Origin of the sequence: Psychrobacter cibarius, from assembly GCF_016107535.1 — a bacterium.
Lineage (GTDB): Bacteria > Pseudomonadota > Gammaproteobacteria > Pseudomonadales > Moraxellaceae > Psychrobacter > Psychrobacter cibarius.
The window spans coordinates 59,161-72,990 of sequence record NZ_JABASQ010000002.1; the positions used below are offsets into that span (position 1 = coordinate 59,161).

Sequence of the window (13,830 nt, forward strand, 5' to 3'; positions counted from 1 at the left end):
GGACACTGTGGTCAAGGTGATTTGATATGGATATAAGCGATGGGTGTAAACCCGATTTGGTCGCCGCGTATTATAACAAACCCTTGGTATAAATCAGTGCAAGTTCGTTATAAGTTCTGCGAGCAACACGGTTATGCTGTCAATGGCTGTCAATGGCTGTTGATGCTTGATAGTTCGGTGTTGTCTGTTTGATGCTCGGTTTTGGCTAATGCATTTCTGTTTTTCAGTTTCACTTCCAACTTTATAATTCTGTATGATTAGGGCGTGTCCTCAATTCAATCGATTACTTTCTAAATGGGCTAAAAATAGCTAAATTTTGCCAAACATCGTCAAATAGCTTCTTAATATCTTGATATTATGTGCGCTATTTTCCTTGTTTGACGGCAATTTATCTCATTTTTATCACCATTTTTAAAATGAGGACAAGCCCTAGTAATAACTGCCATTCTATGACGATATTTAAACAAAATTTTTTATCATTTTTTGGTTTTTATTCCTATACAATCACGGTATGGCAGACAAACACAATGCGCCTGATAGGTTGGTAGCCATTCGCAAATCTATGTTTGAATACATGTGTGTAAAGCTGTTTATAACGCTAATATTATTAATGATAAAGGATGTCTTATGCCTAACGATACACGCCCGAAAACCGGTCAAGAAGCTCTTGCGCTTTTAAAAGAAGGCAATATGCGCTACATAGATAGTTTGACCACCACTGACCCAACAATGCAAAGACGACCTGAATTGGTTAAAGATCAAGATCCCTTGGCCATTATTTTGGGTTGCTCGGATGCACGAGTACCAGTTGAGATTGTATTTGATCAAGGCTTGGGTGATTTGTTCGTTATTCGAGTCGCTGGTAATGTCGTCGCGCCTTCACAGATTGGCTCGATTGAGTTTGCGGCCGAAAAGTTCGGTACAAAATTGGTGGTCGTGCTTGGGCACTCACATTGCGGCGCTGTTACGGCTTGTGTTGAGACACTGATCAATCCTGAGAAAAACTATTCGCCCAACTTGCAGTCGATTGTCGATCGCATTCGCCCAAGCGTTTATAACTTGCATGAGCTTGCCACTGCCAATGGTCAAGATGTCGATGCCGACGAGTTGGTCGATCGCTCTATCCGCGCCAACGTCCGTATGTCAGTTAGCCAGCTCAAACATGGCTCGCGGGCATTAGAGGACCTAACCAATAGCGGTCAATTGCTGGTCGTGGGTGCAGAGTATGATTTGGAGACAGGAAAAGTACGTTTCTTAGACAGCTAATTAATCGGTTAAATGGGTAGCACCCAGTGTGCGCTCTTACAAAATCCACTCAATGCTTTCGCGATTTTTTATTATGATAAAAGGGTCAAGCGCGTAAAAAGCATTCACGCGCTTGTTTTTAAACTCTCTATTTTGTCAATATTAGGATGACTATGTCTACAGCAAATACTGGCTCAGCCACTGATAATAATAACGAAGTACTTATCGCTCAACCAACGAGCAGCGTCAATACCGATGGTGTGCAGCCTATCTCAGCACAGACGACAGGTTTTACTTTTAACCACACCATGCTACGTGTCAAAGATCCTGCCAAGTCGTTAGCGTTTTATACCGGTGTCCTTGGTATGACTTTGCTGGCAGTCAAAAAATTCCCTGATATGGGTTTTGATTTATATTTTTTAGCCAAGTTAACCGAAAGCGAGCGCGACAATTTGCCCGCGGGTAATGATTTGGAAATCTTTGCCTTCCGTCAACGCGGCATCTTAGAATTGACCCATAATTATGGTACTGAAACGAAAGCTGACTTTAGTTATCATGATGGTAATGGTGAGCCACAAGGTTTTGGACATATTTGCTTTAGCGTACCTAGTCTCGATGAAGCGGTTGCTTGGTTTGATAAAAACAATGTCGAATTCAAAAAACGTCCAGAAGATGGCAGCATGAAAAACATTGCCTTTATCAAAGATGTTGATGGCTACTGGATTGAAATTGTACAAGCAGATTTAATGGGCTAGCTTGACAGGCTGGTATGTCAATACGTCAGTTAATCTAGGACATGCCCCAGTCAAACAATCAATTAATCGAGTGAATGGAAGCATAAAGCCAACCAACCAAAGGAGTGACATCTAGATGCCTACCTCTGAGGCAGAAACGACAGTAAATACCAATATAGCGGCTGAACCAGTGACAACAGATGTGCTGACATATCAAAGCATCATTGATTCAGCAAATGGGATAGTGGTTGGCTTTGTTGAACGCATTCCCTATTTTGTCGCATCAATTATTGTTATTCTGATTTTTTGGTTTCTATCGATTGTCTTCAAAAAAGTGGTATACAAACTTTTAGGCAGTCGCAGTCGGCATCAGAACTTGGTTAAAGTGTTTCAGCGAGTAGGCGGCGCACTCATCATTTTTATCGGTTTTATGATTGCTATGGTGATTGCCGTGCCCGAATTTACGCCTGCTAAGCTGATTGGCGCACTCGGTATTGGTTCCGTCGCTATTGGTTTTGCTTTTAAAGATATTTTTCAAAACTTGCTCTCTGGTATTTTGCTGCTGATCTCAGAGCCGTTTCGTATCGGTGATCAGATTGTCTCAGGCGACTATGAAGGGACGGTTGAGGATATTAAGATACGTGCCACGACTATCAAGACGTATGACGGTCGGCAAGTGGTTATTCCCAACTCTGATTTGTATACCTCAGCATTGACTGTCAATACCGCCTATAAGCAGCGCCGTTTGCAAGTGGCTGTCGGTATTGGCTATGAAGATGATATCGAGGCAGCAAAAGCTGAGATTCTACAAGCGTTAAATAAAGTCGAAAGCGTATCGAAGAAAGCGCAGCCAAGTGTGATTGCTACGGGCTTTGGTGATTCAACGATAGATTTGATGGTACGTTGGTTTATCGAAGATGGCACTCAAGCCAACAAAGTGACGTCGATTCATCAAGTGATCGTTGAGATTAAGAGCGCACTCGATGCAGCAGGTGTCAACATTCCATTCCCGATACGCACGATAGATTTGAGTGACCCATCAGTGACATCGATTGTGAATAAATTGCATGAGCAAAAGGCGATCGATGTTAATAACGATGTTAATAAAGCTGTAGCAGAGTAATTTGTTTAGCGCGTTATTTTAAAAAACTACCTTTTACACAATATTTTCGAAATAAAAATCCGCCCTATCAAATGACATGGCGGATTTTTTTACGATATCAATTTATGATAATTTAGTCAGTTTTGACTTTAAAGTCAGTATGACATGATTTACAGCTAGCGCCGACTTCACCAAAGGCTGGTTTAACATCGTCGATGCTAGTGGCTGTTTGTGCAGCAGCGTTCAGCTCAGCAGTGACTTTTTGAAAGTTTTCTGCTTCTGCGCGAAAACCATCGGCATTTGACCAAACGGCATCAGTCGCATTGCCAACGGCTTCTTTATTTTCAAAATGACTCCAAGGCGTAGCAGCGTCTTCTGCTAAAAATGCGGCTTGCTCTTTGAATACGGCGGCATCAAAGGTGTCAGGTGCTTTCATCATATCACCCATGACACCCATCGCATCACCATAGCTTTTCATGCTATCTTGGCGGGCTTTTACATCAGGGTCAGTGGCAGTGCTACACGCTGTTAGACCTAGGGCGGCTGCCATCAATGTGATACCAAAGATAGATTTTAATGATTGGTTGGTATGAACCTGTGCCATGTGAATTACTCCTGTAAAATTGGTTAGTAGTAGGCGCGCTTATAAACGCTGGCTTTACATACTGTTTTTAAGTATCTGCCCTTAAGGGCTTCTTCTAAATTAAAAGGTTTCTTTTAAATACTGCTTTTAAATAAAGCGTATTGTTATAAAAATTACCTCATCATCTTTTGGAAACGCATTCGCTTCTAAAGGATTTTTCCAACAATAGTTTTCATTGTAACGGTTATCTGTGCGGTGGACGTAAATTTAGTTGTTATATCATCGTAATTTTTGAGTCAGTGACTATCGTTCATATACATTTGCGCTCATATAAATTTGCGCCCATATAAAAAGGTCAGCATGGATAGCTGACCTTCTGGATACTCTCTAAAGACAAGCTAATAAATACCTTAGCCTTTATTATATTCACACAAACTATAGAGTCAACCAATCGCGTGGTTTTAGATAAAAATCGGTCAATGCAAACTCAGGCGAGCCTTTAGTCGGCTCAAAGCGATAATGCCAGCTGGCAAGCGGCGGCATACTGACTAAGATAGACTCGATACGACCATTGCTTTGTAGTCCAAATAGAGTGCCACGGTCATAAACAAGGTTGTACTCAACATAGCGACCACGGCGATAGAGCTGAAATTCGCGCTGTGCCTCGGTATAAGGGGTATCTTTACGCTGCTCAAAGATGGGCATGATACCGTCAAGATAACCGTTGCCGACCGCCTTCATAAAATTAAAACAGGTCTCAAAATCCCAGCCGCGACTTTCTGTATTGACATCATCATAAAATAAGCCACCGATACCGCGTTGCTCATCACGATGACGTAGGTGAAAATACTCATCACACCATTGCTTGAAGTCAGGGTAGACGCTGTCACCAAAAGGCGCGCATAGATCATGACAGACTTGATGCCAATGCACGCAATCAGCGAGTACGGGATAAAACGGCGTCAAATCAAAACCACCACCAAACCACCAGATAGGGTCTTCGCCCTCAGCTTCAGCAACGAACAAACGCACATTGGCATGGCTGGTTGGGACGTTCGGGTTTTTGGGATGGACAACCAATGAGACACCCATGGCTTGGGCTTTACGACCAGCGATATGGGGATGGCGTGCAGTGGCTGAAGCAGGCAAGTTATGCACGTGAATATGACTGAACATTACACCTGCTTTTTCAATCACCTCACCATCTGCTAGGACACACGAGCGACCGCCGCCGCCTTCAGGACGTTCCCAGTCATCAGGGACAAAGGTTGCATTGCCGCCACCATCGCGCTCTTGCGCTTCTAAGGCTTGACAGATACGAGCCTGCAAATCGACCAAAAATTCACGCACACGCATGATGTCGTTATTGGCTGGCACTGTTAAGTCTGTCGCTGGCAGATTTGGAAGGTTATCACTATTTGGAATACTCATAAAATATCTATTTATTTAGTGTATTGATGTCTATTTATTAAGATGTAACGCGGTATTGAAATCTTTATCTAACAAATGACCCATGCGGTCACGCTTGGTCGCTAAATATTCAGCATTCATATCATTCACCCCAACCAATAAAGGCACGCGTTCCACGACATTAATACCGTGCTCAGTTAGATAAGCCACTTTGTCTGGATTGTTGGTGATAAGTCTGACGGCGTCAACACCGATATGAGCGAGCATCGGCCCGCACATATCATAAATGCGCGCATCAGCAGGTAAGCCCAACATGAGGTTGGCATCTAAAGTATCATGACCTTGGTCTTGCAGGGCGTAAGCACGAATCTTATTGGTCAGACCAATACCGCGACCTTCTTGGCGCAAGTATAATATCGCCCCGCAGCCAGTCTCTTGTATTGCTTGCATCGCTGTGTTGAGCTGCGGCCCACAGTCACATTTTAATGAGCTAAAAGCATCGCCCGTCAAGCATTCTGAATGAATACGAATCAATGGAATGGTTTTTTCTGCTCGCGTGGCGTCCGTTTGACTCGGTGAGTTGTCCGCCGTATGTTTATCGACGACAGGCAAACCAACAGTCAGCATCACATGCTCTTGACCTTCGTCGTTCTCAAAGATATGAATATCAAACTCGCCGTGACGAGTAGGTAGTTTGGCACTGGTAATAAATTGATATGACATTAATGTCCTGCATAAGCCGATAAGCGTGGCGGTAGAGGGTCTTTTTTAACCATATTAAAACAGCGATGACATCCTAGCTGCATGATGAAAGTAGGATAATGCCAGTATAATTCATTCGTAAAGAGTGCATGCTGATTGTCTTTATTATAAAAACACACAAAGTTCACAAACGACGCACGATGATTAAAGCGACAATTAAAAATAAATGCTATTATGCCATACTATTTTGACGGATACAGTGACAAGTCTTTGCCCTTACATTACTATGTCGTCACTAACATCCGATATTGATGCAGAATAATAAGGCATAATATTATCCCTTGTTATGAAAGCGTCAAAGCAAAGCTCCATCGCTGTCCATTACGGCAGCTTATGTGCTATTCGGCGCAGCTTCTATATGTTTATATAAAGACATAGAGGCTGCCTGAATAAATTTATAAACAGTTATATGGTCGATTACACCAATAATGGTGTAGATATTATTGACGTCACTTAGGTAGCATTCTGCACTAAGAGGCTGTCTTGTCAGCAGATTGGTAGGTATCGTACGGTTTATGCAGCAGTCACCTCATTCCCCACAGTCTCAGTCCGTATCTATGCCAGCTGTCGATTCTGCTGCCCAGCTGTCGAATTTACAGCAGACTTATACTGTGATTCCACGCGTCCGTCCTGATACGCCTTTGCTGGATAGCATTGCAGCGCCAGCTGATCTTAATACTCTGACAACCGCTCAGCTTATCACCTTGGCTGATGAGCTGCGGCTATTTCTATTGTATTCAGCAGGTCAAAGCGGTGGGCATTTTGGTGCCAATTTGGGCGTGGTTGAATTGACCATTGCGCTGCATTACCTACTAGACACGCCGCAAGATCAAATCGTTTGGGACGTGGGTCATCAAGCCTATGCCCATAAAGTCTTGACGGGTCGCCGTGATCAGTTGGCGACGATTCGCTCAAAAGATGGTTTGACGGCCTTTCCAGAACGTGCAGAATCCGTTTACGATACCTTTGGCGTTGGTCATTCATCGACGTCAATCTCAGCTGGTCTAGGCATGAGCTTAGCACTGCGTTATCAAGGTCGCGCGCAAACCGTGGCTTGTATCATTGGTGATGGTGCAATGACCGGTGGTATGGCGTTTGAAGCGATGAATGATGCGGTGCAACAAGATGCGGATTTATTGGTCATTTTAAATGACAATGATATGTCGATCTCTTGCTCTATCGGTGGTTTTTCACGGCATTTGGCGATGCTGTGGGAGTCAGGGTATCAGGTTGATATCTCTGATGCAGGCGAGCCAGTACTATGCCAGCGCCCTTATATGCAAGGCTTTGATCGCCGTAAGCGTCACAAAGAGATGCGCGATGTGCCGCAGCTAGAAGACAATTTATTTAAAGCGATTGGTTTTACCTACTTTGGTCCTTTTGATGGACACAATATCCCTGAGCTACTGCGGGTATTGTCACTTGCCAAGCAGATAAAAGGGCCTGTTTTAGTCCATATTTATACCACCAAAGGTAAAGGTTTTGCCCCAGCTGAGTTAGATCCCGTCGGCTATCATGCTATCAGCAAGCTCCCTGTCGAAATCAAGAATGATACTCAGGCTGTCGCCACAGAAAAATCACTGCCCAACACCAAACCTGCGTTAAAATACTCGCAAGTGTTTGGGCAATTCTTATGTGATAAGGCTGCTGAAGACGATAAACTGCTTGCCGTTACACCTGCTATGGAAGAAGGCTCGGGGATGATTGATTTTGCCCGTCAATTTCCGGAGCGGTTTTTTGATGTAGCCATCGCTGAGCAACACGCAGTCACACTGGCTGCTGGTATGGCAACCCAAGGCGTCAAACCGATTGTGGCGATTTATTCGACGTTTTTGCAACGTGGCTATGATCAGCTGATTCATGATGTGGCTTTGCAAAACCTTGATGTGATGTTTGCTATTGATCGAGCAGGTTTAGTCGGTGAAGATGGTGCAACGCATGCCGGCGTATTCGATTTTGCCTTTTTACGCTGCGTGCCCAATATGCTGATCGCCGCGCCAAAAGATGAAAACGAATGCTACCATTTGCTCAATACGTGCTATGAATATCAAGGCTGCACGGCAGTACGCTATCCGCGTGGTGTCGGTACTGGCGCAGTTATCGCATCGCCAGCACAGACTTATAACGTTGGCGAGGCAGTGATAGAGTCGGTATTAGGTAGTGAGGATGCGCCTAAAAAGCTGGCGCTACTCGTATTTGGTACCATGGTTGCGACGGCTCAGCAAGCGGCAGAAAGCTTGATTGACAATGATATAGAATCAGATTGTCAGGTACATGTCATTAATATGCGCTGGGTAAAACCTTTAGACACGGCATTATTAGAAAAGTTGTTAGAGCAAGGTATTACACACATTGCGACTTTGGAAGAGCACATGATTATGGGCGGCGCGGGCAGCGCGGTAAATGAGTATTTGCTTAACGAATCGCCAGCCTTTAAAAACAACCGTCCTGCCGTTATGAATATCGGCATTCCAGATCGCTTTGTCGCCCATGGCTCACAAGCAGAGCAAATGGCTGATTGTGGTTTAGATGTTAATGGTGTGGTAAGGCAGCTTAAAAAGTTGCTGTTGTAAGTTTAAGTTATACCTTTGAACGTTTTTAAGTTTTTAAACTGTCATTTGGACAGAATATTGGTTAAATAGATAAAAGCTCGATCGATAGAGCGAACGCCTACTTAGTCGTAGGTGCTGACTTTTTTACAACTTACGCAGTTTGTGATGACCACCAGAATTTGGGTTGGTTTGACGAACGTCATGGTTTTTTTCGTTTTTTATCGAACAATTTTAGTATAATGCGATCATCGCTTTTAAATGGCGCATTTTTTTAATCGTATAAATACAGTGTGATGCAGCGGCTGATTGGCATGTTGTGGGCACAGAATTCGTCTTATTTTTGACATTCATTCATCAAGCAAATAGGTTATTTATGGAACCCATGGTCGTCATCGCAGCACGTACTGCTGAAAAAGTTGGTAAAGAGATTTTATATGCGCATCAAAACCGCCATAAAATCGAATTGGATATTGAGTCAAAAGGGCTTGATGGATTGGTTACGCGTATTGATCGCTTTAGCGAAGAGCTGACGATTGAAACCCTAAAAGCCAGCTATCCAAACCACTCGTACTTGGGTGAAGAGTTTGGTATGCAAGAAGGTCGCGGTGAAGATGCGGACTGGTGCTGGATTATTGATCCGCTAGATGGCACCAAAAACTTCGTCCATGGTGTGCCGCAGTTTTGTGTGTCTATCGCCGTACAGCATAAAGGCGTAACCCAACATGGCGTGATCTATGACCCTGTCCGTGATGAGATGTTCTCTGCTAGCCGTGGTAAAGGCGCGCGCTTGAACAATCGCCGCATGCAAGTGAGCGAGCGCAAAATGATTGATGGCGGTCTATTTACCACTGGTCATCCGCTTGAGCGTAAACGCAATGGCGAAATCATCTCTTATGCCAAGCAGCATTTTGAGAGCTTACAGAAAATCTCTGAAGCTGGCGGTCAAGTGCGCCGTTTAGGCTCTGCTGCGCTTGATTTATGTTATGTCGCTGCCGGTCGTTTTGATGGTTATTTTGAGATGTCAATTAAGCCTTGGGATATCGCGGCAGGTGAGCTTATCGTGACCGAAGCACGTGGCGTGGTGGTTGACCATACAGGTGCACACAACTCAATGACTTCAGGCTCTATTTTCGCCTGTAACATTAAGTTATTGAAGCCATTGATGCAAGTGGTTGTCCCAACGTGGGGTGACGCATTTTAAGCACCACTTAAGCATAATTATTAAGATAACTTAACACTAAAAAGCTGGTTCCATTATGGAGCCAGCTTTTTTGTTTTACCATTACCTTTATAGCTACTTTTATCTTCAACCGTAATGCCCTGGAACTTAAGCGCTTTACTAGTGGTTTCCAACAGTTGCAACTCTTCTTCAATAAGCGTCAGCATTTCTTGCACATGTGGTAGTGCCTTACTACAAGCCGTAATCCCAAATTCAATCTTATCTAGATAACTAGCAAGGGTGATATTCATTGCTTGACCATTAAAGACAATAGACGCAGGGTACAACGATTGCAAACGTGCACCATTCCAATATAGCGGTTTTTCAGAGCCAGGCACATTAGAGATAATCAGGTTAAACGCCTGCTTTTTGGGAAATAGACTGGTCGCTAAGTTGATACCTTCCCAAGCATAGGCAATCACGCTGTAGTTAATCACTTGGGCTTGATTCATACGTCGAAAGCGGCGTTTGCCGTTATTCATACTGCGATGAATCAGTTTGATTCGGCTCAAAGGATCATCTAAATGCGTGCCCAAATTGGCCAGTACAAAGGATAATTGATTGCCTGCCACACTGTCATCCGTACGCAGCGACATCGGTACAAAAGCAATGAGCGGCTTGCTCGGCAGCGCATCCATGGAGATGAGATAACGACGAATGGCACCCGCACATACAGCCAGCACCACATCGTTTTTACTGATATTTAGTCGCTCAGCGATATCGTTAAAACGCTGAATATCATAAGACTGCGCGGCTATACGCCGTGATGCTGAGATGCGTTTATTGAGCACACTCATCGGTGCATCAAAAGTACCGACATAACTGTCATCACCATAATTTTTCAAATTATCCAGCAGTTCGGTAAATACGGGCTTAATGGTAGATATTTGCTCTTTAATGATGCGTAATGCGGAGCGCTCTTTGGGTAAAATCGCATCGACTTGATTGCGATGGCGTGCCATTAATGACCAAATCGGTAGCGTTACTGGCTCAGTGGGCGATTGTGATAATGATTTTTTGACAAGGCGCATGGCAGCAATGCCATCAACCAACGAATGGTGAATTTTGAAGTATAGGGCAAAACGCTCAGGGTCGCCTTCGTTTTCTGGTTGAATACCCTCAATCACATGACATTCCCACAATGGCATGGCACGATCCAACAGCCGACCATGTTCTCTTGAAACATACATCAATAACTCGCGAACCCGTGCAGGCTTTGGTAAGGCAACATGATGCAAGTGATGCTCAACATCAAAATGCTTGTCCTTTTTCCAAAAAGCCAAATGCTCAAGCACTTGGTTAAAAGGAAAGGTAGGCGACACATCAGAATCTTGCATTTGTTTGACCAATTGGCAAACAAAACCGCTACCCGCATTCTCTGGCAATTCAAATAGGAATAAACCTCCAACATGCATGGGCTGTTTACGCGACTCAAGAAGTAAAAACAACTGGTCGACTGCTGTGAGAAGCCGCATAATAAATCCTTTTATGACGATAAGTTGAGTAAAAGTTACTTCTTTTATTATTATTTTATAGCTGACTTTTTATTAAATACTATGAATTTAATAATGGTCATTAAATTTAAAAGCTACTGAAAAAAGTATCCTGTTTGCGGTGAGCTCGCAGTCGCCATTTTGCGCATTGGCATACGACCCGCCAAAAACGCCGCGCGCCCTGCCCAGATGGCATGCTTCATGGCATGGGCCATCATGATTGGGTTTTGCGCATTGGCAATCGCCGAATTCATCAGGACGCCATCACAGCCAAGCTCCATGGCCAGCGCTGCATCAGAGGCCGTGCCAACGCCTGCATCGACCAATACCGGTACTTTGGCATTCTCGATAATAAGACTGAGGGTGTGACGATTCAGCAAACCAAGACCTGAACCAATCAAGCTACCAAGTGGCATAATTGCCACACAGCCCATACTTTCTAATTCTTGAGCGACGATAGGGTCGTCTGAGGTATAAACCATCACCTCAAAGCCATCATCAATCAATACTTTGGCAGCTTTTAGCGTTTCCATCACATTCGGGTAGAGGGTTTTTTCATCGCCCAATACTTCAAGCTTAACCAGATTATGCCCGCCTAACAGCTCGCGAGCAAGCTTACAGGTCCGAATGGCAGTCTCGGCATCGAAACAGCCAGCAGTGTTGGGTAGGATGGTGTATTTATCGGGGGAAATCACATCAAGTAGATTGGGCTCATTGCTGTTTTGTCCGATATTGGTACGACGAATAGCGACAGTGACAATCTCTGCTGCCGACGCCCCAATGGCGGCGCCCGTTTCAGCCATATCCTTATACTTGCCTGTACCGACCAACAGGCGAGAAGAAAAAGTACGACTCCCGACCATAAATGTATCTTGTAAAAGGGGCGTTGGCTGAGTAGCAGTGCTCGTGTTCTCTGACATAACTGAAAATCCTAATGGCAAGTAAAACAAAATGCTATTATAACAAAATCATGCAATCTTACTTGCAGTGTTTTTTGGTTTAGCCTGTTAAGCATAATACGTTTGCTATGCTTTGACACGAGTTTCTTTCTAAGTTTGTCTTTATCTATCAGGTCGCTTTTATGATGCAACTGCCGTACAGTTTTGCGAAACGCCATCAAATTTTGGCCATACTTGCCATTGATCCTGAGCTGCCAGCGACTTTGGTGCTGACCAAAGCCACGCCATTATCAGCGATTAATGAGGCAGTGCGATTTTTACAGCAGCAAGGGGTACGCGGTGTGCCCACTTATGAAAGCATCAGCGCCGATGACTTTGAAAAGCGCATGAACGCCGCTTATGCAGGCAATACTGGTGAGTCGCAACATATTGCCGCTGGACTCGAAGACCATCCTGATCTCGATAGTTTGGCAGATAGTGTCCCTGAAACTGAAGATTTGATGGATCAACAAGATGATGCGCCTATCATTCGTCTCATCAATGCATTGTTGTCCGAAGCGATACGTTTAAACGCCTCAGATATCCATATTGAAACCTTTGAAAAACGCTTGGTCGTTCGCTTTCGTGTCGACGGTGAATTAAAAGAAATCATTACGCCAAAACGCCAATTAGCACCGTTATTGGTATCGCGTATCAAAGTCATGGCCAAGCTCGATATAGCCGAAAAACGCGTGCCACAAGATGGACGTATCAGCTTACGGCTGGCAGGGCGTGAGGTTGATGTGCGGGTATCGACATTGCCATCGAGCTTTGGTGAGCGCGTGGTCATGCGTCTATTAGATAAGCAAGCTGGTCGCTTGAATATGACGTATTTAGGGCTGTCTGATAACGATTATAGCGAGCTAAAACGCTTGATTCATCGCCCACACGGCATTATTTTGGTGACAGGGCCGACAGGTTCAGGGAAAACCACGACGCTATATTCAGCATTGACCGACCTCAATGACCAAACCCGCAATATCTTGACCGCTGAAGATCCGATTGAGTTTCAGCTCGATGGCATTGGGCAAACGCAGGTTAATAACAAAGTCGATATGACTTTTGCCAAAAGTTTACGTGCGATGTTACGCCAAGATCCGGACGTGGTCATGGTTGGTGAGATTCGCGATTTAGAAACGGCAGAGATTGCCGTACAAGCGTCGCTTACTGGACATTTGGTTTTATCAACTTTGCATACCAACACCGCCATTGGTGCCGTCACGCGTCTACAAGATATGGGCGTTGAGCCATTTTTATTATCGTCATCGCTGATTGGTGTCGTTGCCCAGCGCTTGGTGCGTACTTTATGTACACATTGTCATGGCTGGCAGGCTGCTGATAGTGAGCAAGCCAAATTATTTACTGAAATTGGTATTGTGCCAGTCTCAGAGAATGGTGCTGAAAATTTAACAACTACACCTATCAATCTACCCAGACCAGTTGGCTGCGACAAATGCAATCAATCAGGGTTTAAAGGACGGACGGCGATATACGAAGTGGTGCCGGTTGATGATACCTTGCGCCGTATGATTCATAGTAATACCGCCGAGTATGAGCTAGAGGAGTACGCACGTCAGCAGACACCGTCGATTCGTGCGGATGGGCTACATAAAGTCATTGCAGGTCGTACGACGTTAGAGGAAGTGCTACGAGTGACGAAAGAGAGTGCCTTAGCTGATGACACGATACTTGTATAAAGTGCCTAGAGTGCATTGGTGATTGTTTAATCTACCTCAGCCAAAGGGTTTGTATAGCAGATAAAACATAACTGGCTCTGGTAGCCAGTTATTTG

At 44.4% G+C, this 13,830-nt stretch carries 12 protein-coding genes; 7 read left to right on the forward strand and 5 right to left on the reverse strand.

Annotated features, from left to right (window positions below):
• The first annotated feature begins 39 nt into the window (after positions 1 to 39).
• The 4 genes from JFC08_RS02255 (at position 40) to JFC08_RS02270 (ending at position 3,102) form a co-directional block, all read left to right on the forward strand.
• Positions 40 to 192 (forward strand): hypothetical protein, encoded by a 153-nt coding sequence (locus JFC08_RS02255; protein WP_198329564.1) that lies wholly within the window; start codon positions 40 to 42, stop codon positions 190 to 192.
• A gap of 435 nt (positions 193 to 627) precedes the next feature.
• A complete protein-coding gene (locus JFC08_RS02260; protein ID WP_045443399.1) occupies positions 628 to 1,266 on the forward strand; it encodes a carbonic anhydrase in 639 nt (212 codons plus the stop codon).
• 152 nt (positions 1,267 to 1,418) lie between these two features.
• Positions 1,419 to 2,000 carry a lactoylglutathione lyase gene (gene gloA / locus JFC08_RS02265; RefSeq protein WP_198329565.1) on the forward strand — a complete coding sequence of 194 codons (582 nt, stop codon included), beginning with the start codon at positions 1,419 to 1,421 and terminating at the stop codon, positions 1,998 to 2,000.
• Between the two features lie 115 nt (positions 2,001 to 2,115).
• The gene (locus JFC08_RS02270; protein WP_227697602.1) at positions 2,116 to 3,102 is read left to right on the forward strand and encodes a mechanosensitive ion channel family protein; all 987 of its coding nucleotides are present in this window, start codon (positions 2,116 to 2,118) and stop codon (positions 3,100 to 3,102) included.
• Between the two features lie 112 nt (positions 3,103 to 3,214).
• On the opposite strand, the gene JFC08_RS02275 is transcribed toward JFC08_RS02270, so the two are convergent.
• The 3 genes from JFC08_RS02275 to ribA all read right to left on the reverse strand — a co-directional run bounded on the left by JFC08_RS02275 (position 3,215) and on the right by ribA (position 5,797).
• Entirely contained in the window at positions 3,215 to 3,685 is a 471-nt protein-coding gene (locus tag JFC08_RS02275; RefSeq protein ID WP_045443409.1) for a c-type cytochrome, read from the reverse strand.
• 414 nt (positions 3,686 to 4,099) lie between these two features.
• Positions 4,100 to 5,095, reverse strand: coding sequence for an oxygen-dependent coproporphyrinogen oxidase (hemF, locus tag JFC08_RS02280; protein WP_198329566.1), 996 nt, complete (start codon positions 5,093 to 5,095; stop codon positions 4,100 to 4,102).
• A 30-nt stretch (positions 5,096 to 5,125) separates the two neighbouring features.
• Complete coding sequence (gene ribA, locus JFC08_RS02285; protein ID WP_198329567.1) at positions 5,126 to 5,797, reverse strand: GTP cyclohydrolase II; 672 nt, start codon at positions 5,795 to 5,797, stop codon at positions 5,126 to 5,128.
• Positions 5,798 to 6,351: 554 nt separating this feature from the next.
• Between ribA and dxs the strand changes: the two genes are divergently transcribed.
• A complete protein-coding gene (gene dxs / locus JFC08_RS02290) occupies positions 6,352 to 8,409 on the forward strand; it encodes a 1-deoxy-D-xylulose-5-phosphate synthase (RefSeq protein ID WP_198329568.1) in 2,058 nt (685 codons plus the stop codon).
• Between the two features lie 352 nt (positions 8,410 to 8,761).
• Positions 8,762 to 9,589 (forward strand): inositol monophosphatase family protein, encoded by an 828-nt coding sequence (locus JFC08_RS02295; protein WP_198329569.1) that lies wholly within the window; start codon positions 8,762 to 8,764, stop codon positions 9,587 to 9,589.
• Positions 9,590 to 9,642: 53 nt separating this feature from the next.
• On the opposite strand, the gene JFC08_RS02300 is transcribed toward JFC08_RS02295, so the two are convergent.
• Positions 9,643 to 11,082 carry a WS/DGAT/MGAT family O-acyltransferase gene (locus JFC08_RS02300; protein WP_045452543.1) on the reverse strand — a complete coding sequence of 480 codons (1,440 nt, stop codon included), beginning with the start codon at positions 11,080 to 11,082 and terminating at the stop codon, positions 9,643 to 9,645.
• Positions 11,083 to 11,195: 113 nt separating this feature from the next.
• Complete coding sequence (locus JFC08_RS02305; protein WP_198329570.1) at positions 11,196 to 12,020, reverse strand: thiazole synthase; 825 nt, start codon at positions 12,018 to 12,020, stop codon at positions 11,196 to 11,198.
• A gap of 161 nt (positions 12,021 to 12,181) precedes the next feature.
• Here JFC08_RS02305 and gspE point away from each other — a divergent pair, with 161 nt between their 5' ends.
• The gene (gspE, locus tag JFC08_RS02310; protein WP_198329571.1) at positions 12,182 to 13,735 is read left to right on the forward strand and encodes a type II secretion system ATPase GspE; all 1,554 of its coding nucleotides are present in this window, start codon (positions 12,182 to 12,184) and stop codon (positions 13,733 to 13,735) included.
• Positions 13,736 to 13,830: the final 95 nt, after the last annotated feature.

Bases quoted from the DNA above. Each gene is read 5' to 3' on its own strand.
- dxs (WP_198329568.1), top strand. From the start codon at position 6,352: ATGCAGCAGTCACCTCATTCCCCACAGTCTCAGTCCGTATCTATGCCA.
- ribA (WP_198329567.1), bottom strand. From the start codon at position 5,797: ATGTCATATCAATTTATTACCAGTGCCAAACTACCTACTCGTCACGGC.
- JFC08_RS02260 (WP_045443399.1), top strand. From the start codon at position 628: ATGCCTAACGATACACGCCCGAAAACCGGTCAAGAAGCTCTTGCGCTT.
- JFC08_RS02295 (WP_198329569.1), top strand. From the start codon at position 8,762: ATGGAACCCATGGTCGTCATCGCAGCACGTACTGCTGAAAAAGTTGGT.
- JFC08_RS02270 (WP_227697602.1), top strand. From the start codon at position 2,116: ATGCCTACCTCTGAGGCAGAAACGACAGTAAATACCAATATAGCGGCT.
- gloA (WP_198329565.1), top strand. From the start codon at position 1,419: ATGTCTACAGCAAATACTGGCTCAGCCACTGATAATAATAACGAAGTA.
- JFC08_RS02300 (WP_045452543.1), bottom strand. From the start codon at position 11,082: ATGCGGCTTCTCACAGCAGTCGACCAGTTGTTTTTACTTCTTGAGTCG.
- JFC08_RS02305 (WP_198329570.1), bottom strand. From the start codon at position 12,020: ATGTCAGAGAACACGAGCACTGCTACTCAGCCAACGCCCCTTTTACAA.
- gspE (WP_198329571.1), top strand. From the start codon at position 12,182: ATGATGCAACTGCCGTACAGTTTTGCGAAACGCCATCAAATTTTGGCC.
- hemF (WP_198329566.1), bottom strand. From the start codon at position 5,095: ATGAGTATTCCAAATAGTGATAACCTTCCAAATCTGCCAGCGACAGAC.
- JFC08_RS02275 (WP_045443409.1), bottom strand. From the start codon at position 3,685: ATGGCACAGGTTCATACCAACCAATCATTAAAATCTATCTTTGGTATC.
- JFC08_RS02255 (WP_198329564.1), top strand. From the start codon at position 40: ATGGGTGTAAACCCGATTTGGTCGCCGCGTATTATAACAAACCCTTGG.